This window comes from Streptomyces sp. NPDC053541 (assembly GCF_044544705.1).
Taxonomy (GTDB): domain Bacteria; phylum Actinomycetota; class Actinomycetes; order Streptomycetales; family Streptomycetaceae; genus Streptomyces.
Window position 1 is genome coordinate 575,834 of the sequence record NZ_JBITXM010000003.1, and the last position, 21,998, is coordinate 597,831.

At 75.0% G+C, this 21,998-nt stretch carries 24 protein-coding genes; 14 read left to right on the forward strand and 10 right to left on the reverse strand.

The genetic code is table 11. From position 1 onward, the window contains the following. The first annotated feature begins 53 nt into the window (after window positions 1-53). Complete coding sequence (locus ACIGW2_RS09810) at window positions 54-431, forward strand: luciferase family protein (RefSeq protein WP_356065809.1); 378 nt, start codon at window positions 54-56, stop codon at window positions 429-431. Between the two features lie 328 nt (window positions 432-759). On the opposite strand, the gene ACIGW2_RS09815 is transcribed toward ACIGW2_RS09810, so the two are convergent. Continuing rightward, window positions 760-1,248, reverse strand: a complete 489-nt coding sequence (locus ACIGW2_RS09815) for a PaaI family thioesterase (RefSeq protein WP_356065812.1) — start codon at window positions 1,246-1,248, stop codon at window positions 760-762. A 136-nt stretch (window positions 1,249-1,384) separates the two neighbouring features. Here ACIGW2_RS09815 and ACIGW2_RS09820 point away from each other — a divergent pair, with 136 nt between their 5' ends. From ACIGW2_RS09820 to ACIGW2_RS09830, 3 genes are all read left to right on the forward strand, one after another. Beyond that, entirely contained in the window at window positions 1,385-1,858 is a 474-nt protein-coding gene (locus tag ACIGW2_RS09820; RefSeq protein WP_361584031.1) for a helix-turn-helix domain-containing protein, read from the forward strand. Between the two features lie 85 nt (window positions 1,859-1,943). Next, the gene (locus tag ACIGW2_RS09825; protein ID WP_391651869.1) at window positions 1,944-2,810 is read left to right on the forward strand and encodes a YhjD/YihY/BrkB family envelope integrity protein; all 867 of its coding nucleotides are present in this window, start codon (window positions 1,944-1,946) and stop codon (window positions 2,808-2,810) included. Window positions 2,811-2,946: 136 nt separating this feature from the next. Continuing rightward, a complete protein-coding gene (locus ACIGW2_RS09830; RefSeq protein WP_391651868.1) occupies window positions 2,947-3,447 on the forward strand; it encodes an NUDIX domain-containing protein in 501 nt (166 codons plus the stop codon). Between the two features lie 98 nt (window positions 3,448-3,545). On the opposite strand, the gene ACIGW2_RS09835 is transcribed toward ACIGW2_RS09830, so the two are convergent. After that, on the reverse strand, window positions 3,546-4,070 hold the full coding sequence (locus ACIGW2_RS09835; protein ID WP_399842493.1) for a hypothetical protein: 525 nt from the start codon (window positions 4,068-4,070) through the stop codon (window positions 3,546-3,548). A 203-nt stretch (window positions 4,071-4,273) separates the two neighbouring features. On the opposite strand from ACIGW2_RS09835, the gene ACIGW2_RS09840 reads away from it, so the two are divergent. Together ACIGW2_RS09840 and ACIGW2_RS09845 are read left to right on the forward strand one after the other, a co-directional pair. Then, on the forward strand, window positions 4,274-4,534 hold the full coding sequence (locus ACIGW2_RS09840) for a hypothetical protein (protein ID WP_399842496.1): 261 nt from the start codon (window positions 4,274-4,276) through the stop codon (window positions 4,532-4,534). Window positions 4,535-4,622: 88 nt separating this feature from the next. Beyond that, window positions 4,623-5,120, forward strand: coding sequence for a peptidylprolyl isomerase (locus ACIGW2_RS09845; RefSeq protein WP_391651865.1), 498 nt, complete (start codon window positions 4,623-4,625; stop codon window positions 5,118-5,120). Window positions 5,121-5,237: 117 nt separating this feature from the next. On the opposite strand, the gene ACIGW2_RS09850 is transcribed toward ACIGW2_RS09845, so the two are convergent. Next, window positions 5,238-5,489 (reverse strand): type B 50S ribosomal protein L31, encoded by a 252-nt coding sequence (locus ACIGW2_RS09850; protein ID WP_391651864.1) that lies wholly within the window; start codon window positions 5,487-5,489, stop codon window positions 5,238-5,240. 109 nt (window positions 5,490-5,598) lie between these two features. Continuing rightward, window positions 5,599-8,121 carry a SpoIIE family protein phosphatase gene (locus ACIGW2_RS09855; RefSeq protein ID WP_391651863.1) on the reverse strand — a complete coding sequence of 841 codons (2,523 nt, stop codon included), beginning with the start codon at window positions 8,119-8,121 and terminating at the stop codon, window positions 5,599-5,601. Window positions 8,122-8,283: 162 nt separating this feature from the next. On the opposite strand from ACIGW2_RS09855, the gene ACIGW2_RS09860 reads away from it, so the two are divergent. The 3 genes from ACIGW2_RS09860 (at window position 8,284) to ACIGW2_RS09870 (ending at window position 11,286) form a co-directional block, all read left to right on the forward strand. Beyond that, window positions 8,284-9,048, forward strand: a complete 765-nt coding sequence (locus ACIGW2_RS09860) for an alpha/beta hydrolase (protein WP_361584054.1) — start codon at window positions 8,284-8,286, stop codon at window positions 9,046-9,048. 91 nt (window positions 9,049-9,139) lie between these two features. After that, a complete protein-coding gene (locus ACIGW2_RS09865; RefSeq protein WP_361584057.1) occupies window positions 9,140-9,460 on the forward strand; it encodes a hypothetical protein in 321 nt (106 codons plus the stop codon). Between the two features lie 170 nt (window positions 9,461-9,630). Next, window positions 9,631-11,286, forward strand: a complete 1,656-nt coding sequence (locus ACIGW2_RS09870) for a GMC oxidoreductase (protein ID WP_399842502.1) — start codon at window positions 9,631-9,633, stop codon at window positions 11,284-11,286. 96 nt (window positions 11,287-11,382) lie between these two features. Here the strand turns inward: ACIGW2_RS09870 and ACIGW2_RS09875 are convergent, their stop codons facing one another. From ACIGW2_RS09875 to ACIGW2_RS09890, 4 genes are all read right to left on the reverse strand, one after another. Beyond that, the gene (locus ACIGW2_RS09875) at window positions 11,383-11,862 is read right to left on the reverse strand and encodes a carboxymuconolactone decarboxylase family protein (RefSeq protein WP_391651861.1); all 480 of its coding nucleotides are present in this window, start codon (window positions 11,860-11,862) and stop codon (window positions 11,383-11,385) included. Beyond that, complete coding sequence (locus ACIGW2_RS09880) at window positions 11,859-12,938, reverse strand: dihydrodipicolinate reductase (RefSeq protein ID WP_399842504.1); 1,080 nt, start codon at window positions 12,936-12,938, stop codon at window positions 11,859-11,861. Before ACIGW2_RS09880 ends, ACIGW2_RS09875 begins: the two co-directional genes overlap by 4 nt. A gap of 145 nt (window positions 12,939-13,083) precedes the next feature. Continuing rightward, on the reverse strand, window positions 13,084-14,925 hold the full coding sequence (locus ACIGW2_RS09885) for a hypothetical protein (RefSeq protein ID WP_399842507.1): 1,842 nt from the start codon (window positions 14,923-14,925) through the stop codon (window positions 13,084-13,086). A 94-nt stretch (window positions 14,926-15,019) separates the two neighbouring features. Beyond that, on the reverse strand, window positions 15,020-15,502 hold the full coding sequence (locus ACIGW2_RS09890) for a GNAT family N-acetyltransferase (RefSeq protein ID WP_399842509.1): 483 nt from the start codon (window positions 15,500-15,502) through the stop codon (window positions 15,020-15,022). 148 nt (window positions 15,503-15,650) lie between these two features. On the opposite strand from ACIGW2_RS09890, the gene ACIGW2_RS09895 reads away from it, so the two are divergent. From ACIGW2_RS09895 to ACIGW2_RS09905, 3 genes are all read left to right on the forward strand, one after another. Beyond that, window positions 15,651-16,427 (forward strand): L,D-transpeptidase family protein, encoded by a 777-nt coding sequence (locus ACIGW2_RS09895; RefSeq protein ID WP_399842511.1) that lies wholly within the window; start codon window positions 15,651-15,653, stop codon window positions 16,425-16,427. A gap of 153 nt (window positions 16,428-16,580) precedes the next feature. After that, complete coding sequence (locus ACIGW2_RS09900; protein ID WP_399842514.1) at window positions 16,581-17,318, forward strand: helix-turn-helix domain-containing protein; 738 nt, start codon at window positions 16,581-16,583, stop codon at window positions 17,316-17,318. A gap of 119 nt (window positions 17,319-17,437) precedes the next feature. Continuing rightward, entirely contained in the window at window positions 17,438-17,920 is a 483-nt protein-coding gene (locus tag ACIGW2_RS09905) for a hypothetical protein (RefSeq protein WP_361584075.1), read from the forward strand. Here ACIGW2_RS09905 and ACIGW2_RS09910 read toward each other — a convergent pair. Then, entirely contained in the window at window positions 17,899-18,516 is a 618-nt protein-coding gene (locus ACIGW2_RS09910; RefSeq protein ID WP_399842517.1) for a CGNR zinc finger domain-containing protein, read from the reverse strand. The genes ACIGW2_RS09905 and ACIGW2_RS09910 overlap by 22 nt on opposite strands. 56 nt (window positions 18,517-18,572) lie before the next feature. Here ACIGW2_RS09910 and ACIGW2_RS09915 point away from each other — a divergent pair, with 56 nt between their 5' ends. Next, on the forward strand, window positions 18,573-19,835 hold the full coding sequence (locus tag ACIGW2_RS09915) for an MFS transporter (protein WP_399842520.1): 1,263 nt from the start codon (window positions 18,573-18,575) through the stop codon (window positions 19,833-19,835). Here the strand turns inward: ACIGW2_RS09915 and ACIGW2_RS09920 are convergent. Further along, window positions 19,780-21,147 carry an NAD(P)/FAD-dependent oxidoreductase gene (locus ACIGW2_RS09920; protein WP_392174805.1) on the reverse strand — a complete coding sequence of 456 codons (1,368 nt, stop codon included), beginning with the start codon at window positions 21,145-21,147 and terminating at the stop codon, window positions 19,780-19,782. The genes ACIGW2_RS09915 and ACIGW2_RS09920 overlap by 56 nt on opposite strands. 243 nt (window positions 21,148-21,390) lie before the next feature. Between ACIGW2_RS09920 and ACIGW2_RS09925 the strand changes: the two genes are divergently transcribed. Beyond that, window positions 21,391-21,963 carry an NADPH-dependent FMN reductase gene (locus ACIGW2_RS09925; protein ID WP_391651852.1) on the forward strand — a complete coding sequence of 191 codons (573 nt, stop codon included), beginning with the start codon at window positions 21,391-21,393 and terminating at the stop codon, window positions 21,961-21,963. Window positions 21,964-21,998: the final 35 nt, after the last annotated feature.

The following is a 21,998-nucleotide window of genomic DNA, read 5'->3' on the forward strand; positions in this document are numbered from 1 at the left end:
ATATTTTCGGCCGGACGCTTGTGCCGCCCCGTCCGGCGCGGCACGCTCCTCGTATGAACACAGCCAGGCACGCCAGTGAACGCCTGATGAGCTGGCCCTCGCTGATCGCCGACCGCGCGCCCTGCGGCGCCGAGCTCGGTCTGCGCACCGCCACCCAGGAGATCGTGCACTTCCACGGAGAGCACGAGGCCGACGTCCATCTCACCCGCGCCATGATCGCCCGGCTCCGGCCCGCCCTGCTCGGCTCCAGCGCGCTGCGACTGCGCGCCGGCTCCGGCTGGGTGACGGTCCGTCTGGACGCCGGCTCGGACATCGATCTGCTCGCCACCCTGGTGAGCGCCGCCCTCCAGGCCACCGGCTCGCCCTATCCGGCGGACGACCCGGCCCCGGACCACTGCACCCGTACCGCCCGCCCGTTCGCCCATTCCTGAACGCCCGTCGGCCGCGTCCGGCCAGGTCCTGTCCGACCCTGATCCGCCGGACAGGACCTAGGGGGTGTCTCGCCGATCATGCCCGGCTCTCGTCGCCCGGCACCCGTGCCTCGCCGCGTTGTCGTCGGTCGCCCAGGGGCACCCCCACCGCATCGCTTCTCTCCTCCGCCTTGCGATCCCTTCCCCTGGGCCCTGGCGGGCCTGGGGAGACCCCAAGCCTCGGCCCTGACGGGCCTGGGGAGACCCCACGCACCGGACGCCGCTCTCCCCCGTAGCCCTCCGGGCACGGGAGGTGCCCCCAGGTCCGGCCTGATCGACAAGACACCCCCTAGCCCACCGGGAACAGCATGCAGGTGCTGGTCGCGTGGGCCAGCAGACGGTCCCGCTCGTCGTACAGTCCCGCCTCGGCCAGTGCCGTCCGCCGGCCCTGGCTGAGCACCGTGCCGATCGCCCGCACCTTGCCGGTCTCCAGGGTGATCGGCCGCAGGAAGCGGGTCGACAGGTCGAGCGAGGTGTACGCCGTGCCCCGGGGGAGCGTGGTGTGCACCGCGCAGCCCGCCGCCGAGTCCAGCAGGGTGGCGCAGACCCCACCGTGCACGCTGCCGATCGGGTTGTAGTGCTCCTCGCCCGGCTCGAAGGAGAACACCGCGCGGCCGTGCTCGACCTCCTCCAGGGCGAAGCCGAGCAGCGCGCCGATCGGCGGGCCCGGCAGGCGCCCGGCGATCATCTCGCGCAGGAAGTCCAGGCCCGCGCTCGACCCGGCGGCCTCGGCGGTGGCCGCCGCGTCGTGCCATCGCACCGTCCGTGTCCGCTCCATCGCCGTTTCCCTCCGTCGGGGCCGGATGCCCGTGCCCGTCTTCTCCGGCCGTGCTCCACGGCTGGCTTCGAAGATCGAAGCTAGATGTCGGTCCGGCTGACTGTCAATGCCGAAGCCAGCTGGCTAGAGTGTGACGATGGAGTGGCTGGAGATCGACACCGAGAACTGCCCGGTCCGCCGCGCGCTCGACCTGGTCGGCGAGAAGTGGTCCCTGCTCATCCTCCGCGACGCCTTCAACGGGGTGCGCCGCTACGAGGACTTCCGCCGCCACCTCGGACTCTCCGAGGCCGTCCTCGCCGACCGGCTCCGCAAACTCGTCGCCGCCGGCATCCTGCGCGTCGAGCCCTACCGCGAACCCGGCGCCCGCACCCGCTCCCAGTACCGCCTCACCGCCCGCGGCCGCGACCTCTGGCCCGTGCTCCTCGCCCTCAAGCAGTGGGGCGACACCCACGCCGCCGACCCCGACGGCACCGCCCTCGACATCCGCCACGCCGACTGCGGCGCACCCGTCCGCGTCGAGGTCGTCTGCACCGGCGAGGACCACGCCCCGCTCACCCCCTTCGAGGTGAGCGTCCGCCCCGGCCCCGCCGCCCGCCCCCTGCCCCGCTGAACGGCCCCGCGCCGCCCCGGCCCGCCCCACCCGTTCGGCCGCATCCCGGACGGGTTCCGCCGGCTGGCGGGGTACTCGACGAGGCATGCCCCCCACTTCCGGTGCTCCCCACGACGGCGCCCCCGCCGAGCACGGCCACTGGTTCCACCGGCTCCACGAGCGGCTCCTCGCCTCGCCCGCCGGACTCGCGTGGAACCGCGGCCGCGAGATGGAGCTCATGCACCGCGCCATGGGGTTCGCCGCACTCAGCCTGCTCACCCTGGTCCCGCTGCTCATCGTGGTCGCCGCCGCCGACCTCGCCAGCGGCCAGGGCTTCGCCCGCTGGCTCATCCAGGGCCTCGGCGTCTCCGAGGTCTCCCAGGAAGAGGTCGAACGCCTCTTCGGCCAGCCCGGCCAGGCCCTCCAGCGCACCACGGCCTTCGGCCTCGGCGCCCTCGCCGCCTTCGGCGTCACCTTCGGTTCGGCCGTCCAGACCGGCTACGAACGCGTCTGGAACCTCCCCACCTCCCGCTGGCACACCATGTGGCGGCACGTCGTCTGGCTCGCCGTCCTCATCGCCGCGCTCCTGCTCTTCGTCGCCAACCCCGCCCCCGCGCACGCGCCGGCCGCCGTCACCGCCCTCGTCGCCGTCGGCGACCTCGTCGGCACCTTCCTCTTCTTCTGGTGGTCCCAGCGCTTCCTGCTCTGCGGCCGCATCCGCTGGCGCGCCCTCGTCCCCGGGGCCGTCCTCACCTCCCTCGGCCTGCTCGGCCTGCGGATCTTCTCCCAGCTGGTGTTCTCGCCCCTGATCGCGTCCAACGCCGTCACCTACGGACAGTTCGGCACCGTCCTCGTCCTGCAGTCCTGGCTCGTCGGCGTCGGCTTCGTCGTGTACGGCGGCGCCCTGGCCGGACGCCTGGTCCACGAGGGCCTGGTGCGCCGCCGGCTCCGCCGCAGGCTCCCAGCCGGCTGACCGCCGCGACCGGGGCCGGCAGTCCCGAGCGGAGTGATCACACGATCCGGTGATCGCCGGGCGCGCGGCCCGGCACGGGCCGTCCGGCCGCTTGGATGGGTGGTGATCCCTTCGCCTCGACGAGAGAGAGCCGCCCATGACCCACACCTGGCTGCCGCCCGCCGAGTACATCGCGACGCTCCCGAGAGCCACCGCGTACGCCTGCCTCTACTTCACCGACACCCGAGGACGCCCGTTCCAGCTGCGCGCCGTCCAGGCCGACGAGTCGTGGCAGTGGCCCGGCGGGAACATGGACCCGGGGGAGACCCCGTGGGAGACGGCGCTGCGTGAGTGCCGTGAGGAGACCGGCATGGTCTTCACGGGCGCACCGCGGCTCCTGGCCGCCGACTTCACCGCCGCCCGCGGCGCGGACTGGCCGGCCAACCACATCGGCTTCGTCTTCGACGGCGGCGAGCTGACCGACGAGCAGATCGCGGCCGTGGTCCTCGACCCGGCCGAGCACAGCGCGTACCGGGTCGGCTCGCTCGACGAGTGGGAACGGGAGATGAGCCCGCGCGGCTTCCGGCGCCTGGCCGCCGTCGACCGGGCCCGCAGGACGGGCACCACGGTCTACCTGGAGGCCGCGGACGCGTCCTGAACCCTCCCTGTCCGGGGGGCCGGGGGTCCGGGGGTCCGGGGAAGGGGGCGGCGGCCGGTCCGGTACGGGCCGGCCGCCGCCGTGCGGGCGGGGTGCGCTCAGCCGCGGCAGACGGGCGCCGGGTGGGCGACGTCGAGCACGAAGCGCTCGGGGGAGTGCAGGGTGAAGGTCTTGTAGAACGGCTTGGCCGAGAAGGCGGCTCCTACGGTGACCACGCCCTCGAAGTCGCCGGTGAGGGCGACGCCCTTGAGCGCGGGGAGGGAGATCCTGACGAGCCGGGGGCCGTTGTAGACGGACTGTCCGGACTCGTTGTGCGCGGCGGCGGGCGAGAGCCGGACCTCCAGGAAGTACTTCCCGGGAAGCGGCACCCGTTGGCCCGAGCCGTCGTAGTGCAGCGCCTTCACCGTGGTCACATTGACCGGGGGCAGCGTGCCCCGGACGTCGATGACGAGCCGGTCGAAGGACGGGTGGCCGCCCCAGCGCACGTTCACGACCTGGGCCGTGGCCGGCGGGGTGGTGGTGCGGGGCGGGGCGGCGGTGGCGCCGGCGGGGACCGTGGCGCCGATCCCTGCGGCGAGGAGAATGCCCGCGGCGCCGGCCGCGAGGCTCTGACGGTGCAGCATGACGTCCCCCGGATTTCTCGTGCGACGGGGACTGTGGTGTCACTGGGAAGGACATCCGTCCGGACAGAAGCGGTTCCACCCCAAATGTGCAGATTTCTTCTGTTCTGTAGTATGCGCGCCGCCGCCCCCGCGGGGAATCGCCGGTGCCGCCGCCGTAACCTCGGCGCCTCCCGGCAGTTGACCAGGCCATGAAGAAGCGCAGCATGCTTGCCATCGCCTCCCTCGCCGCAGGCGTCGTCACCGCCCTCGTCACCCCGCCGCCGCAGGCCTCCGCCGACGACCACGGCGACGCGGCCCCCGGGATCACCGGACTCCTCCAGGAGGACCAGGGCGTCGGCGCCCTCCTCGGCGAGACCGTCGAGGGCGCGGGCGACGGCCTCCAGGGCCCGGAGGCACCCCAGGCCCCCCAGGCGCCGCAGGGTCCGCAGTCACCCGAGGCCCCCCGGGCGGGCGGTCTCCTCTGACCCCCGGATTTCCCCGGAGGAGCGCCGGGATCCCCGGACGGGGGTGGCCCGTGCGCGCGCAGTGCCCGAGGAATGACAGGATGTCCCCATGAGCAACAACGTTTACTTCGACATCACCATCGACGGCGAGAAGGCCGGACGCATCGTCTTCAAGCTCTTCGACGACGTCGTCCCGCAGACCGCCCGCAACTTCCGCGAGCTCGCCACCGGCCAGCACGGCTTCGGCTACGAGGGCTCCCCGTTCCACCGCGTGATCCCCCAGTTCATGCTGCAGGGCGGTGACTTCACCAACGAGAACGGCACCGGCGGCAAGAGCATCTACGGCGAGAAGTTCGCCGACGAGAACTTCGAGCTGAAGCACGACCGCCCGTTCCTGCTCTCGATGGCGAACGCCGGCCGCAACACCAACGGCTCCCAGTTCTTCATCACCACGATCGTCACCGACTGGCTCGACGGCAAGCACGTCGTCTTCGGCGAGGTCGTCGAGGGCCAGGACGTCGTCAAGAAGATCGAGTCCCTCGGCTCCCCGTCCGGCGCCACCCGTGCCGACATCCGCGTCGCCGCCTCCGGCGTCGTCGAGGCCTGATCCCGGGCCTTCCGGACCCGACCGCGCGGCCCCGCGCCGCGCGTCGACCACCGCCCCCGTGCCGACACCGGCCGGGGGCGGTCGCACGTCCGTGACACGGGCGGCGCCCGGCCGGGCTCAGCCGTCGCCCTCGCCGTAGCGGCGCTGGAACTTCGCGACCCGCCCCTCGGTGTCCACGGTCCGCGCCTTGCCCGTGTAGAACGGGTGGCTCTCCGACGAGATCTCGACGTCCACCACCGGATACGTCTCGCCGTCGTCCCACTCGATGGTCTGGTCGCTGGTCGCCGTGGACCGGGTCAGAAAGGCGAACCCGGCCGAACGGTCGCGGAACACCACGGGCCGGTAGTCCGGCTGCTTGTCCTGCTGCACGTCTCCTCCTCGGACGGCCCCTGGGGCCGTCGTCGCCGATCCCCCGTCCCGCCAGCCTCCCCGCGCCCCGCCCGCCCGACCAGCGCCACGGGCCCGACCGGGTGACGCCTCACCCCGCGCGGGGCGCCGGGCCCCAGCGGGCCGCCAGGAGCAGGGCGATGTCGTCGGGGCGGTCCGGGGCGCGGCGGGCCTCGCGGATGAGGCGGTCGGCGGTGTCCGCGAGGGGGGCCGCGCCGGTGGCGGCGAAGGTGCGGCGCAGGCGCTCCACGCCCTCGTCGATGTCCGTGCCCGGGAGCTCCACCAGGCCGTCCGTGAACAGCGCGAGCACCTCGCCCGGGGCGAGCCGGAGCCGGGTCACCGGATAGGTCGCCGTTCCGTCCACCCCGAGCACCACGCCGCCGGCCAGCTCCACCACCTCCGTGCTGCCGTCGGCGCGGCGCAGCAGGGGCTGGGGGTGGCCGGCCCGGACGGCCTGGAGCTCGCCGGTGGCCGGGTCGAGCAGCAGGTAGCAGCAGCTCGCGAACTGCCCCGGATCCAGGTCGATCAGCAGCCGGTTGGTGCCCCGCACCACGTCCTCGGGCCGGTGCCCGCCCAGCGCGAACGCCCGCACCGCGCTGCGCAGCTGGCCCATGGTGGCCGCGGCGGCCACCCCGTGCCCCTGCACGTCGCCGATCACCAGCGCCAGCCGGCCGCCCTCCGTGCCCACCACGTCGTACCAGTCGCCGCCCACGTCCATGCCCTGCGTGCCGGGCAGATAGCGGCCCACCGTGTCCACGCCCTCGTACACCGGCAGCCGGTGCGGCAGCAGCGCGTCCTGCAGACCGCGGGCGAGCGCGGCCTCGGAGTCGTACCGCCGCGCCCGCTCCAGGGCCTGGGCGATCAGGCCCGCGAGCGCCGTGAGCACCGTGCGCTCCTCGGTGGTGAAACCGCGCGGCCGGTCGAAGCCGAGGATGCACGAGCCGACCGGCCGGCCCGAGGCGATCAGCGGCAGGAAGGCCCGCGCGCCGGTGTGCGTGTCCAGCGGCAGCCCCGGATAGGCCGCGCCCAGCTGCTCCATGGACTCGAAGAACAGCGGCCGGCCCGACGTCAGCGCCTCGACGCCCGGCAGGGGGGCGTCGAGCCCCACGCCGTCGAAGGGCTCCAGGAAGCCGGGTGGGAAACCGGTCTCCCACGCCAGGTAGAGGTGCCGGTCGCTCAGCAGGTAGATCGCCAGCTGCCGTCCGCCGAAGGCCGGAAGGAGTTCGTCGGTGACCACCGCCGACACCTGGCGGGCCGTCACCGCCTCGGACAGCGCGATGGCGAGGGCCACCGGCCGGTAGAGCGCCGTCGCCCGTGCCCCCGGGGAGCCGAGTCCGTCGTCGTCGGGCCTCGCCGGGCGCGGAGGCAGCTCGGCCGCCGCCGGGTCGTCCTCCGGCACCAGGACCAGCGTCACCCCGTCCCGGCCCGGATAGAGCGACACCGAGAGCCACTCGCCCCGCCCCGGATGCGCGATGAAGTGGACCGGACGGTCCGAGAGCAGCGCCCCGCGCAACTGCTCCTCGTGGTACGGGTGCGCGAACCACGGGACCGCCTCCCACAGCTGACGCCCCGCCAGGGTGCCGCGGGCCAGCCCGAGCAGCCCTTCGGTGCGCTCGTTGACGTAGGTGATCCGGCCCAGCCGGTCCACCGCCAGGATCGCGCGCGGCAACCGGTCGGTGGCGTCGGAGCCGACGAGCCCCGTGCCGAGGTCGACCAGCGAACCGGTCAGGACGTGCCCCGCCCGCCCGTCGGTCAGCGGTCGCGCGGTCACCTCCAGGAGGTGCAGGCCGCCGTCCGGACCCTTCAGGCGCAGCCGGCGCGCCACCGGTCCGCCCGAGCCGGCCGCCTGCCGGGCCAGCGCCCCCAGCGCGTACGAGTCCTCCGGCACCAGCCGTGAGGTCAGCGAGTCCACCGTCCAGGGCTGCGGGCCGGTCTCGCCCAGGATCTCGCGCAGCCCCGCGTCGGCCCGGACGGCGCCGCTGTCCAGGTCCCAGTCGAAGTAGCCGATGCGCACGGGCGGCGCGATCCGGGTCGGCAGCTGTACCGAGACGGGTTCGCCGGGCCAGGTCACCCCGGTGCCGTTCTGGGCCAGGGAGGCGAGCGAGGTGCCGAGCCGGCGGGCCTCCTCCAGCATCAGGTTCCGGTCCCGGGTGTCCACCGGCACCCCCGGCGTGGGCGTGCGCAGCACGACGAGCACCCCGAAGCGCTCTCGGCCGCAGACGACCGGCGTGTAGTGCGAGGCGAAGGGGAAGGGCAGGCTCGCGACCAGCTGGGGGAACTGCCGCATCGCCTCGTCGACGTCCCCCAGGTGGACCGGCTGGCCCGAGCGGTACGCCTCGGCCACGGGGAAGGGGCGGTTGGCGTGCATCCGCCACCACGGCCGGAACAGCTGTCCCGGGAGTCCGGCGAGCACCGCGAGCCGCAGCAGGCCGGGCGTGCCCGAGCGCAGATAGACCCCGCCCGCGAAGCCCCCGGTCGCCTCGACGGCACGCAGCACCGACTCGGCGAGCACCGCCGTGAGGGGGTCCGCCGTCCATCCGGGGGCCCGTGCTTCCGGGCCCGGCGGCCCGGTCCCGTCCGACGGGGCGGTGCCGGCCGCACCGTACGAGGTCACACAGCCAGCATGCTCCCCGCCGGAAGGGCCACGCATCCGGAGCGGCGGCGGGCGGAACCACCCCCTGGGGGCATTGACCCCCGTCGTTGCCGCTGGCAAGACTCCGGTGGTCGGCTGCCGCGGGGCGCGCGCAGCACCACCACCTCGTCACCAGGGGGCAAGATGACCGGCCGGGTTCTTCCGTACGACGTCCAGGGCAGCGGGCCGCACCGGGCGCTCGTCCTGCACAACTGGTTCGGCGACCGCAGCAGCTGGGCGTCGCTGCGCGAGCATCTGGACGGGGCCACCGGCTCCTACGCCTTCGTCGACTGCCGCGGCTACGGCGAGGCGATCGACGCCGAGGGCGCCTACACGATGGAGGAGGTCGCGGCCGACGCCCTCGCCGTCGCCGACGACCTCGGCTGGGACACCTTCTCGGTGGTCGGGCACTCGATGGGCGGCAAGGCGGCCCAGCTGATGCTTCTGGACGCACCCGACCGGGTGCGGTCCCTGGTCGGGATCTCCCCGGTCTCCGCGGCCGGCTTCCCGCTCGACGACGCGACCTGGGAGCTCTTCGCCGGGGCCGCCGAGCAGCCCGGGAACCGGCGCGCGATCATCGACAACACCACCGGCGGGCGCTACGACGACGCCTGGCTCTCGGCCCTCGTCGACCGCTCCCTGACCCGGTCCTCGCCGGCCGCCTTCCGCGCCTACCTGGACTCCTGGTCGCGCACCGACTTCCACGAGCGGGTCCGCGACAACCCGGCGCCCGTGCTCCTCGTGGTCGGCGCGCACGACCCGGCGCTCGGCGCCGAGGCCATGGAGGCCACCTGGCTGCGCTGGTACCCGAACGCCCGGCTCACCGTGCTGCCGGACGCCGGCCACTACGCGCCGGAGGAGACCCCGAAGGCCGTCGCCGAGGCGATCGAGGCCTTCCTGGCCGCCTGATCCGACGGGCGGGCCCGGCGCGCGGCGGGGAGACTGGTCCCGGACGCGCCGGGCCGGCCGGCGCGCGGCATGGAGAGGCGGTGGGCACGGCATGGTCCTGGCCCTGACGGCGGCGCTCGCCGCCGCCCTGCTCGTCGGCCGGCTCGCCCTGCGCGAGCGCACCGTGCCCGGCAGTGCCCGCCGGGCCCTCGCCTTCACCCGCGACCCGCGTGCGCTCGCGGCCGGCCTGCTCGCGGCCGTGCTGCTCGCCGGTCCCGCCTGGCGGGCCGGCGGGGCGGGCGCGCTGGCCTGGGCGGCCCTCGCCGGTGTGCTCGTCGCCGGGCTGACCTCCGCCGCCGGGAACGGCAAGGGCGCCGCGCCCGGCACGCCCGCGGCCGGCACCGGTCCCGAGGGCTCCCGGGACCGCGAGTAGTGGCCCCGCCGGCGGCGCGCGCACGGGCTCCCGTCCGACGGGACGGTCGAGCCGGACCGTGATCGCGGGCGGCGTTTTCCGGCCGAAAGTTACCGGTCGGTTTCTCGTGACTTCCCAAGAACGTCCCAGTAGAACATGTTCCCATTCCCTCCCAGGGTGAGGAACATCACGTGAGTGACAGATCCCTTTCGGCCTCGGCTCACAGAGGTCTGACCCGCCGTCGGTTCGTCACGGGAACCGGTTCTCTTCTGGGTGGCCTGGCGCTCGCCGGGCACACCGCCGCCGCGCACGCCGCCACCCCCGCCGAGGTCGCCGCCGCCCTCGCGCCGCTGCCCTCCGGCGCCCGCGTCCCCGCACTCGTCATCGGCTCCGGATACGGCGGCTCCGTCGCCGCCCTCCGCCTCGCCGAAGCCGGCGTCGCCGTGCACCTCGTCGAGATGGGCATGGCCTGGGACACCCCCGGGCCCGACGGCAAGATCTTCGCCAACACCACCACGCCCGACTACCGGTCCTTCTGGCTGCGCACCCGCACCAAGCAGCCGCTGAGCCAGTTCCTCGGCTATCCGCTCGACAAGGACGTGCCCCGCCACACCGGCATCCTCGACGCCGAGGACTTCGCCGGGATCACCGTCTACCAGGGCCGCGGCCTCGGCGGCGGCTCCCTCGTCAACGGCGGCATGGCCGTCACCCCGCGCCGCGAGATCTTCCCGAGTCTGCTGCCCACCGTCGACCCCGGCGAGATGTACGCCACCTACTACCCGCGGGCCAACGCCGGACTCGGCGTCACCGAGGTCGACCAGGCCTGGTGGGAGAGCGCCGACTGCTACCAGTACGCGCGCGTGGGACGCAAGCACGCCCAGCGCTCCGGCTTCCCCTTCGTCTTCGTGCCCAACGTCTACGACTGGGACTACATGAAGCAGGAGGCCGCCGGCGCCGTCCCCCGGTCGGCGCTCGCCGGCGAGGTCATCTACGGCAACAACCACGGCAAGAAGAGCCTGCAGAAGACCTACCTGGCCCGGGCCGCCGCCACCGGCCGGGTCTCCGTCTCGCCGCTCCACCGGGTCACCGCGGTCACCCCGGCCCCCGACGGCGGCTACACCGTCGTCGTCGAACGCATCGACACCACCGGCAGCACCGTCGAGACCAAGACCGTCACCGCCGACAAGGTGTTCTTCGCCGCCGGCAGCGTCGGCACCAGCAAACTCCTCACCCGCCTGCGCGCCACCGGCGCCCTGCCCGCCCTGAGCGACCGGGTCGGCAAGAACTGGGGCGACAACGGCAACGTCATGTGCGGCCGGGCCAACCACATGTGGGACCCCACCGGCAAGCTGCAGTCCGCCATGCCCACCGCGGGCATCGACAACTGGGACGCCGGCGGCGCCTTCGCCGAGGTCGCCCCGCTGCCCACCGGCATCGAGACCTACGCCTCCTTCTACCTCTCCATCACCCGCACCCCGCACCGCGCCGAGTTCCGCTGGAACGCCGCCGCCGGCCGCGTCGACCTCAGCTGGGACCGGGCCTGGAAGCAGACCTCGATCGACGCGGCCCGGACCATCTTCGACCCGATCAACGCCAAGGAGGGGACGATCTACCGCACCGACCTCTTCGGCGCCTACAAGATCTGGGGCGACCACCTCACCTACCACCCCCTCGGTGGCGCCGTCCTCGGCGAGGCCACCGACAACCACGGCCGGCTGCACGGCTACGAGGGCCTCTACGTGATCGACGGGGCGCTCATCCCCGGCAGCACGGCCGTCAACCCCTTCGTCACCATCACCGCGCTCGCCGAACGCAACATCGAGCGGATCATCGCCGCCGACCTGTGAGCGGCGGCCACGCCGAAGGGGCCGGCCGGAGAACCCGGCCGGCCCCTTCGCGCACGCCCCGGCCACGCCCCCGTCACGTGGCCGCCGCGCACCGCCTCAGTGGGTCGGCAGCACGCACACCGTGTCGAGCCCCAGCACCCGGTTCAGCCGGCCGAAGGCCAGCCACGAGCCCAGACTCATCGTCAGCTCCACGATCTCCACCTGGCTGTACGCGCCGGTCATCCGCGCCCAGAACTCCTCGTCCAGGCCGTGGTGGTCCAGCGCGTACCGCTCGGCGTACTCCGCCGCGAGCCGGGTCCGCTCGTCGAAGACCTCCGTCGTCCGCCACTGGGCGACCGCGTCCGCGAAGGACTCCTCGACCTTCTCGCCGTCCCGGTCCGTGCGCCAGTCCAGACAGAACCGGCAGCCGTTGATCTGCGCGATCCGCAGCCGCGCCGCCTCGAACTCGCGCAGCCCCAGGGTCGTGTGCGCGTACACCGACAGCGAGAAGTTCGCCGCCGCCGTCCCGATCCCGGGCACCATGTCGCCCCACACGTACCCGATCGGCTCCTGCCCCTCGGGGATGTCGATGATCACCGCGTGCTCCTTCCCAGCCTGCCCACCGCCGGGCGCAACGGCACGTCCAGCGCGTCGTACAGCCCCGGCCCCGCCTCCACCAGCCAGTCGATGGCCCCCACCAGCCGCCCGACCGCGGTCGCGTTCCCGCCCGCCGAGCGGTTCTCGCCCTCGTCCGAGGCCGCCACCGTCACCTCGATCCGCGGCCGCCCCTCCACGATCACCCGGTGCGCCCCGCAGCCGTCCGGCGGCACCGGCCAGTCCGGCGCGCAGTCCGGATGGATCCGGGTCACGTGCTCGATCACCAGCCGCGGCTCGCCGCCGACGATCCCCTGCACCTCGAAGCGCACCGCGCCCTGCGTCCCGGCCGCGAACTCGCCCATGGTGCGGGTCCGCACGCCCGCCTCCAGCGGTCGGCGCTCCAGCGTCTCCCGGATCCCGTCGAGCTCGACCCCGAGCGCCCGGGCCATCAGCCGCAGCTGCCCGCCCCACACCATGGTCGGCACCGAGGGCAGCAGCATCGGCGGCTCGTACTCCATCGGCTGCCCCATGCCGACCAGGAAGCGCACCGACTCCTCCTGCTCGTACGTCGAGTAGTCGAAGATCTCCTGGCAGCGGATCGCGTCCACCGTGCTGCCCAGGCCGCTCACCAGCAGCGGCAGCACGTCGTTGCCCCAGCCCGGGTCCACGCCCGAGGCGAACAGCGAGCCGCCGCCCGCCTCGACCGCCGCGAGCACCGGGTCCCGGAACTCGGGCGGGGCGCCCCGGTGGTCGTAGAGCGGATAGAGCGAGGGCGTCACCACGACCGCCCCCGCCCGGACCGCCCGGGTGACGTCGGCGAGCGCCTCGTCCGGGCGCAGGTCCCCGGACGCCGCGTACACCACGGCCCCCGGACCCTCGGCGAGCACCGCCTCGACGTCGTCCCGCGCGGTCACCCCCAGCGCGCGCCCGAGCCCGGCGAGCTCGCCCGCGTCGCGCCCGACCTTGGCGGGGTTCGCGACGAGGACGGCGGAGAGCGCGAGCGCCGGATGGGCGTCGACGGCCCGGATGGCCGCCCGCCCGACATTTCCGGTTCCCCATACCACGGTCGGAATCATGCGCGGAGGGTAGCGCCGGAGGTGCGAGGTTCCCAGAGCGGCGACACAGTGGATCTGACGGTTCGTCAGTACGGGGCGGGTGCGGGCGGACCGGGGCCCGGCCCCGGTCGCGCCGGACCGGCAGGGTCACCGGCCCCGCGCCCGGTCACCGCACCCCGCCCGCGCACGCGGCGAAGCCGCGCGGGTCCTCCGTCACCAGCCGGCGCAGCGCGGCCGCGGCCTGCTCGGCGGGCGGGGTGCCGTCGTCGCGCAGCTCCCAGCGGAACTGGATCCAGGGCCCGTCCTGCTTGTCCGTGCCCTCGAAGGTGCCGGGCCGGTAGACGAACCACACCTCCGCGCGGTCCGCCGCACGGGCGGGGGCGACCGCGTGGCTCAGCCGGCAGTCCCAGCGCCCCAGAAGCTCGGGGCGCGCGGTCAGCCCCTGCTTGACCAGCCGTGCGAGGGTCCGGGACGGCCACGACCAGCCGGTGTCCGCGCTCGCCCGGGCGACCTCCGCGTCGTAGGCGACGGCGTCGAAGCGGTACGCGGGGAGGGCGGGCGCGGGCTCGCCGCCCGGGAGCCGTCCCGGAAGCCGCCAGTCCCGCCACACCACCGCGACGCCCTCGCGCACCACCGTCACGTACAGCGCGCCGCAGCAGCCCTCCGAGCACCAGGCCTCGGCGAGCTGCACCTCCCGGGGCTCCTCCGTCGCCCGCAGCCGCCCCTCGCCCAGGAGGTACTCCGGCGGGTTGCCCGCCCCTCGCCCGAACACCGCGGGCACCAGCGGCTCGCCGTCGACCAGGACACGGGTCTCCACCGGCTCGTCGTCGTCCGGATCGCGGGACAGCACGTCGACGCGGAGCCGGCCGCCCGGCGGCGCGGCCGGGAACACCCGGTCGCGGGTGTAGCGCAGCCACTCCGCGCGGCGCCGCACCGCCGGGGGCGCCCCGGGCCCCGGCCCGGCGAACGCCCCCTCCCAGGCGGGGGAGCGCAGCAGTGCCCCCAGCGCGTCGAGCAGTTGCTCGACCTGCCCGTCCCGCCAGGGCAGCAGCCGGGTCGGGCCGCTGTGCAGGTCCACGGCGAGCGAGAGCAGCGCGGCGGCGTGGTCCACGCCCGGCGGGAGCGTGCCCGCGCTCCGGACCACTCCTTCGACGAGCTCGACTGCCCCGCGGTACGCGCGGACCTCGGCCGCGTAGTCGCGCGGGCTCGCCATCCGCACCAGCAGCCGGGCCGCACGGGCGAGCAGGCGCGGGTCGGCCGGCCCGCGGCGCAGCAGCCCGGGGAGGTCGACCGCCTCGGCGATCCGGCGGGCGGCGGACGGGCCGACCGTGCGCGTGTCCACCGGCAGCCGGGCGAGCGGCGTCCGCGGGTCGCGCGTCCCGCCGGAGAGCAGCGCGTCCACGAAGGGGCGCAGCGGGGCGGTCTCCCGCACGCGGAGGTCCAGCCAGCGCAGCGCGGCGGTGCGCGGGTCGAGCGGTTCGAGGGCCTTGAGCGCGAGCCCGAGGAGTCCGTCGAGGTGGGTCAGCGCGCGCAGCACGGGGATGTCCTCGGGCTCGCCCAGCCGCCGGAGCAGGGCGAGCCCCACGCACACCGGGGTGCTGAGGGTGCCGGTGCGGACCAGACGGCGGGCGACCGCGCGGGCCGCCGCCGGTTCGTCCAGCGGCAGGGACAGCACCGCGCCGGCCACCGGTCCGGCCGGCATGGGGAGTTCGGCGAGTCGGCGCTGGATCTCGGCGGCCGCCTCGGCCGCGTGGGCCTCGGCGTCGGCGCCGGGTGCGGGTCCGGTGAGGAGCGGGCCGAGGGCCGCACGTACCGCGGCGAAGCCCTTCTTGCCGCGCAGCCGGGGCCCGTCCGGCGGCGGTGGTTCGGCGGGCAGCGGGAAGCCCTGGCCGCCGCTGACCGCGCCGGCGGCGGGACCGTCCCCGGGGCCGGTCCCGATCAGGCTCAGGGCGTAGGCGTACAGCGAGGGCCGGTCGGTGAGCGCCGTGCGCTCGTCCTGGGCGCTCACCGGCCGGTGGGGAGCTCGATTCTCTTGATCATGCCCCGAGGGTGCCCCATCCCCGGGGCCGCCGTCCAGCCCCTTGCCCGACCGGGACCGGCGGTCACGCCTCCTCGGCCGGTGCCTCCTCCGCCAGCCGCAGCGTCACGAACGGCACCGTGTCGCCGGGCAGCAGATAGCGCTCGGTCTCCACGAACCCGCGGGCCAGCGCGAACGCCAGGCCCTCCTCGTTGCTCGCGAGGACCACCGTCTCCACGCCCGCGTCGCTCAGCGTCCGGGCGTGCGCGAGCCCCCGCTCGTACAGCGCCGTCCCGTGACCGCGGCGCCGGTGCGCGGGCAGGATCCGGGCGATGACCGTGGCCGCCGGGGTCTCCTCGTCGGGCGGCCGGACCGTGGAGCAGCCGACGGCCACGCCGTCCAGATAGGCGACGTCCAGCCGGTTGCGGCCCGCGCGCTCGCGCACCTCCGCCTCGGACAGCGGAGCGGTCGGGATGATCGTGTTGTGGATCAGCCGCCAGTCCGCGAGGAGGGCCGGTGCCGCCACCGGGTCGGCGGGGTCGATGCTGTCGATGCGCAGTTCGGTCACCCGGGCAGCACATCCCACCGCCGTACGGGGCGTCAACCGCATTCCGGGTTCGCCCGGACGGGTGAGGCGGCCCGGGCCGCGCGACAGGGCCGCCCGCCCGCCGGGTACGCATCCGGGCATTGCCCCGAGCCCCGGAGGAGCCCTCCCCATGCCCGTCTGCAAGGGCACCACCGCCACGGTGCTGAACCGCGCCCTGTCCTCGGCCCTCGTGCTGACCGGCCTCCTCACCGGCTGCTCCGCCGCGGGCCCGAGACCCGCCCCTGCGCCCGTCGCCGCGAAGCCGTCCGCGGACCCCTCGGCGCAGCCACGGGCGGACGCCGCCAACCGGGCCCCCGCCCGGATCCCCGGCATCGGCCCGCGCACCCACGGCCGGATCCCCGACGGCACCACCCAGGTCCTCGTGGTGACCGGCGACGGCCCCGACGGCAACGTGGCGACCGCCGCGCTCCACCAGCGCGACGACACCGGCCGCTGGCACCGCACCCACGGACCCTGGACCGGCCACAACGCCCTGCGCGGCTGGACCGACGCGCACACGGCCGGCGACCTGCGCTCGCCGATCGGCGTCTTCCGGATCGGCGACGCGGGCGGCCGGCTGCCCGACCCCGGCGCACGCCTGCCGTACGACCAGGACGAGGAGTTCGCGGTCTCCGGCACCGGCTTCCTCGGCGAGTCCCTGGAGGGCTCCTTCGACTACGTCGTCGCCATCGACTACAACCGGGTCCCCGGCACCACCCCGCTCGACAAGCAGCGCCCGCTGGGCCCGGAGGCCGGCGGCGGGGTGTGGATCCACGTCGACCACGGCGGCCCCACCCAGGCCTGCGTCTCGCTGCCCCGCGAGGACATGACGGAGCTGCTGCGCGCCCTCGACCCGGCCCGCGAACCGGTCGTCGTCATGGGGCCCGCGCAGGTGCTCGCCGGCTGAACGCCCGCGCCGGGCCCCGCACCGCCTGGCGCGTTCGCGCCACGCCGTGAAAAGCCTTGGCCGGTACGTCCGTTCTGCCGCATGGTGTCCCGTGCGTCCGGGGCCGCGCCGTCGGGGGTCCGCGGCCGGGCGCGAGGGGTCCAGGGGGGACACATGGAACACGGCGAAACACCCGGCCACAGAGCCGCGCCGGGACGCGCGGACACCGCGGGCCGGGGCGGCCGGGGCGTGCTCGAAGGGGCGTTCGCACTGCTGGAGGCGTTACGGAGACACGGCGACGACCCGGCGGGCGTCACCGAGCTCGCGCTGGCCTGCGGGGTGCCGAAGGGCACCGCGCACCGGCTGCTCGACCAGCTCGTGGCCGTCGGCGCCGTCGAGCGCCGCGACCGGCGCTACCGGGTCGGCCCGCAGCTCTACCGGCTCGGCCTCGCCTGGGAGCCGCACCCGGGACTGCGGGCCGCCGCACGGCTGCCGCTGCACCGGCTGCGGGCCACCACCGGGGCGAGCGTGCTGCTCGTGGTGATGCGGGAGGACCAGGCCCTGACGGTGAGTTCGGTGCCGGGGGAACTGGAGCCCGTGGTGCCGGTCCGCGACGGGGTCGCCTTCCGCCTCGACACGGCGGCCGGTCTCGCGCTGTGCGGTCCCCGGCGCGCGGGCGCCGTGCTCGACCGCGAGGACGTCATGGCCGGGGTGTGCTGCGCGGCCCTGCCCGTACGGGCGCCGGACGGGCGGACGGTGGCCGCGGTGGCCGGCATGGTCCGCGCCGGCCGGGCCCTGGAACCGCTGGCCGACGCCGTCGCCGAGGCGGCCGGCGCGCTGGCCCGCGGCCTCGCCCGGGGGATGCCCGCGGCGGCTCCCGCCGCGCTGTTCCGTCCAGCGGAACGCGCGTAGAGCCGGCCCCCGCGGGCCGGGCACAGTGGAGGACGTGCCGGGGGGAAAACGGCACGACACCGGACCCGCCGCGACGGCGGGGACGTCATCCGCACGTCACCTGAGGTGACGTCACGACCATGGGGGACACCACCATGAGCAAGAGCCGCACCGTCCGGATGGCCGCCGCCGCGCTGCTCGGACTCGGCAGCCTCGGGGTCTTCGCCGGCACCGCCCAGGCGGAGCCGATCGACTACGTGAAGATCGAGCTTCTGGAGCTGACCTGCCACCAGAACAGCGAGGGCAACCACGACGAGGCCTACCTCAACATCACCGACGCCAACGGCAACCAGGTCAAGGTGTGGCCCGGCGGCGGCATCTCGTACCAGACGATGGGCGCCGGCTACGTCCGCTCCCTGACCGACGGCAACGGCAACTCCGCGCTGATCCTCGGCCGCGAGCAGGCCCGGACCCTGACCCTCTGGGACAAGGACACCTTCGGCTCCGACAAGCTCGGCTCGACCCTCGTGACCGGCAGCGAGGTCGGCGCCGAGGTGCAGTACCGCTCCCTGGAGGGCTCCGGCGGCGTCTACACCATCGCCTACCGCGTGATCGACATCTGATCCGTCCCGGAACCCCCGGCCGTTCCGGCCGCCCTGCCCCGCCGGTGCGCCGCGACCCGCTCGCGGGTGGCGCACCGGCGCGAGCAGTAACGACGCCGCTCCCGGCCACCACCCCGCGCGACGAACACGTCCGCACAGGCCGCCGAGGCGCACACCCCACCCGGGGCCTGCCCCCGCTCCCACAGCAGCACGGCGAGCGCGAGCGCGGAGGAGGCGAGGAACCACTCCGCCCAGGGGGCCTCGTCGTCCCGGTCCACATGCGGGTGCCAGGGGCTCGTCCCGCCGTGCGTGGTGAGTCGCAGGGGCCCGGTCCGGGTGGCGAGCAGCGCGTTCACCTCCCGCGCCGCCGCGTCGACCCCGTCCGCCGCGAACACCGCGCGCAGCGCCACCGCCGCCTCCCGCAGCCCCGGGAGGTCCGCGGCGACCAGCCCGAGCGGTTCACCCTCCCCGTACGCGCGCAGCACCCGCCCGACCTCGGCGAGCAGCACGTCCGGCTGCTCCGGCCGGTGACCCAGCACGTTGACCAGGTCGGCGGCGCGCAGGGCGTTGGCGAGGACGGAGTGGCGGACGGACGGCTCGTCCGGGACGGTGGGCATCCGGTGAATGTAACGCACATGGTGGAGTTCTGAGTTACCCGCGTAGGCTCCCCCGGGTGCGAAGCCCCCACCGGACCACCCCTGCGCCGCGCCGCCTCCTCGCCGCCGCCCTCGCGGCCCGTACCGGCGACGAGACGGCCGGTCCCGCCCTGCTGCTCCTCGGCTACGCCGGAGCGGAGGCCGGACACGGCTCGGCCGCCACCGCGTCCGCGCTGCTGGCCGCCGGGACGGCCGCCGCCGCGCTCGGCGGGCCCGTCCTCGGCGCGCTCCTGGACCGGGCGCCCCGCCCGGGACGGCTCCTCGCGGCCTGCCTCGGCCTCTGCGCGACCGGACTGGTCTCCGTGCTCCTCGCCTTCGGCCGCGTCCCCTTCCCGCTCACCCTGCTGCTCGCCCTGGCGACCGGCGCCTTCGCGCCGGCCCTCGCCGGCGGCTGGACCGCCCAGCTCGCCACCCACGCCCGCCCCGGACGACTTCACCGGATCCAGGCCCTGGACGCCATGACGTACAGCGCCGCGAGCCTGCTCGGGCCCGCCCTCGCCGGACTCCTCGGCCGCCCCGCCGGACCGGCGCCCGCCGTCCTCGCCGCCGCCGCGCTGATCCTGCTCGCCGTGCCCGCCGCCCGGAGCCTGCCCGCGAGGGACGGGGCGCCCGCCGGGCCGCTGACCGTGCGGGCACTTGCGCGCGATCTCGTACGGGGCTTCGCCGGCCTCGTGCGCTCGATGCCGCTCGCCCGCGCGACCGCCGGCTCGACGCTCTCCTGCCTGGGCCAGGGGATGTTCGTCGCCTGTGTGCCGCTGCTCGGAGCGCGGCTGCTCGGAGGTCCCGGCGACGGGGCGCTGCTCCTCGGCTGCACCGCGCTCGCCGCTCTCGGCGCGGGCGCCGTGCTTGCCCGGCTGCGCCGACCGCCCCGGCCCGACACGGTGCTGTGGGTGGCCCCGCTGGTGCTCGCCGGGGCCTTCGCCATGGCCGTGGCGGCGACGGCCGCCCACCGTCCCGGCCTCCTGGTCGCCGCCGCCGTGCTCGTGGGAGCCGCCGAAGGCCCGCAGCTCACCGCCCTGTTCGCGGTGCGGCGCCGGGAGGCGCCGGAAGGGCTGCGGGCGCAGGTGTTCACCACCGGGGCCAGCGTGAAGATCACCGCCTTCGCGCTGGGCGCGGCCCTCGCCGGGCCGCTGCTCACGCGCTCGGCCGGCGGCGCGCTGCTCGCGGCGGGCGCCGTCCAGCTCCTCGCCGCCCTCGCGCATGCCGCGCTGAGCCAGGCCCCGGTCAGGAGGTGGCGGCCCGCAGGGACTTCGTGTGTTCGCGGACCTGCTCGGGGGTGAGATAGGCGTCGGTGTACTCGAAGTCCCGCAGCGTGCCCGACTTCGAGGCGAGGAAGCCGGTGCGCACGTAGTCGTCGCCGGCGACCGCGTTGAGCAGCCAGTTGGTCATCACCCGGGTCTTGGCCACATTGGTGCGCAGCGCCGCCCAGTGATAGCCGCGGGCCACCGCCTGCGCAGGCATCCCGTGCAGCTCGACGCCCAGCGGCTTGGACACCCCGTCGAGCCCGCCGAGGTCCACCACCAGGCCGAGGTCCTTGTGCACGTAGGGCCGGGTCGGCTCGCCGCGCAGCGTCGCCACCAGGTTGTCGGCGATCACCTTGCCCTGCCGCATGGCGTGCTGGGCGGTCGGCGGGCAGATCGCGCCCTCCTCGCCCTTCGCCAGGTCCGGCACGGCCGCCGCGTCGCCCAGCGCGTACACCCCGGGCAGCTCGGGCACCGCCATGTCCGCGCCCACCACGAGCCGGCCGCGCACCGTCTCCGCGCCGAGCGTGCCGATCAGCGGGCTGGCGGCGACACCGGCCGTCCAGATCAGGGTGCGGCTCGGCAGCACGCGCCCGTCGGTGAGCGTCACGTTCTCCTCGTCGACCGAGGCCACCGAGACCCCGAGCGACACCTCGATCCCGCGCCTGCGCAGCACGTCCAGGGCCGCGCCGCCCAGTTTCGGGCCGAGTTCGGGCATCAGCGCCGGCGCGATGTCGACCAGGTGCCAGCGGATCAGCTTCGGGTCGAGGCGCGGATAGCGCTTGACCGCGTTGTGGGTGAGCAGCTGGAGGCAGGCGGCCGTCTCGGTGCCCGCGTATCCGCCGCCGACCACCACGAACTGCAGCCGCGCGGCCCGCTCCGCCTCGTCCTGGCTGGCGTCCGCCAGGTCCAGCTGGGCGATCACGTGGTCCCGGACGTAGACGGCCTCGGCGAGGGTCTTCATGCCCCGGGCGTGTTCGGCCAGACCGGGGATGTCGAAGGTCCGGGTGACGCTGCCGGGGGCCAGCACGAGGTGGTCGTACGGCTCGGTCTCGATCTCGCCCGAGATGGTGCGCACCACCACGACCTTCGCCGCGGTGTCGATCCCGATCGCGCCGCCCGGGATGATCCGGGTGCGGTGCCGCTCGCTGCGCCGCAGCGAGAGCGCGACCGACTGGGGCGTGAGCACCCCGGAGGCGACCTGCGGCAGGAGCGGCAGGTAGAGCTGGTACGAGAAGGGCGAGAGCAGCGAGATCGCGGCTTCCCGCGGGGTCAGCCGCCGTTCGAGGCGGCGCACGCACCCGACCCCGGCGAAACCGGCGCCCACCACGAGGATTCTCGGTCGAGACACGGTGAAAGACCGCCTTTCCACGCCTTGTCCTGCCTGCGGGCCGACGACGGCCCTCCCAGCCTGACTAACCGAACCCATCATGCGGAAATCATTCATATCCGGCAAAAGGGTGGCGCGGAGGGCGAGCGGGGCGAAACGGTCCGGGGGCCGCCCGGTCGCCGACCCGGCGGGTCCGGGTTAGGTTCGCGGGGGGACGCCCCCGGCCGGGCCCCCGCCCCCGCGAAGACGAAGGACGGCACCCGCATGCCCACGTACAAGGTCGGCTACTTCGTCGGCAGCCTGTCGGCGAAGTCCATCAACCGGATCCTCTCCAAGGCACTCATCCGGGTCGCGCCGGGCAACCTGGAGTTCCACGAGATCCCCATCAAGGACCTGCCGCTCTACAACCACGACTTCGACGCGGAGTACCCGCCCGAGGGCACCGCCCTCAAGGAGGCCATCGCGGCCTCCGACGCGATCCTGTTCGTGACGCCCGAGTACAACCGCTCCATCCCCGGCGGCCTCAAGAACGCGATCGACTGGGCCAGCCGCCCCTGGGGCACCAACTCCTTCACCCACAAGCCCTCGGCGGTGATCGGCGCCTCTCCGGGCAAGATCGGCACCGCCGTCGCCCAGCAGAGCCTCCGCTCGGTGCTCTCCTTCTGCAACTCCCCGCAGATGAACGCCCCGGAGGCGTACATCCAGTTCACCCCGGGGCTGTTCGGCGAGGACGGCGAGGTCAGCGATCCCACCACCCAGCAGTTCCTCACCGACTTCATGAACGACTTCGAGAACTTCATCGAGCGGGTCCTCACCGTCCTGCCGCCCCGGCGGTGAACGGCGCGCCGGGGGCGGTCGGGGCCGGGGCCGTC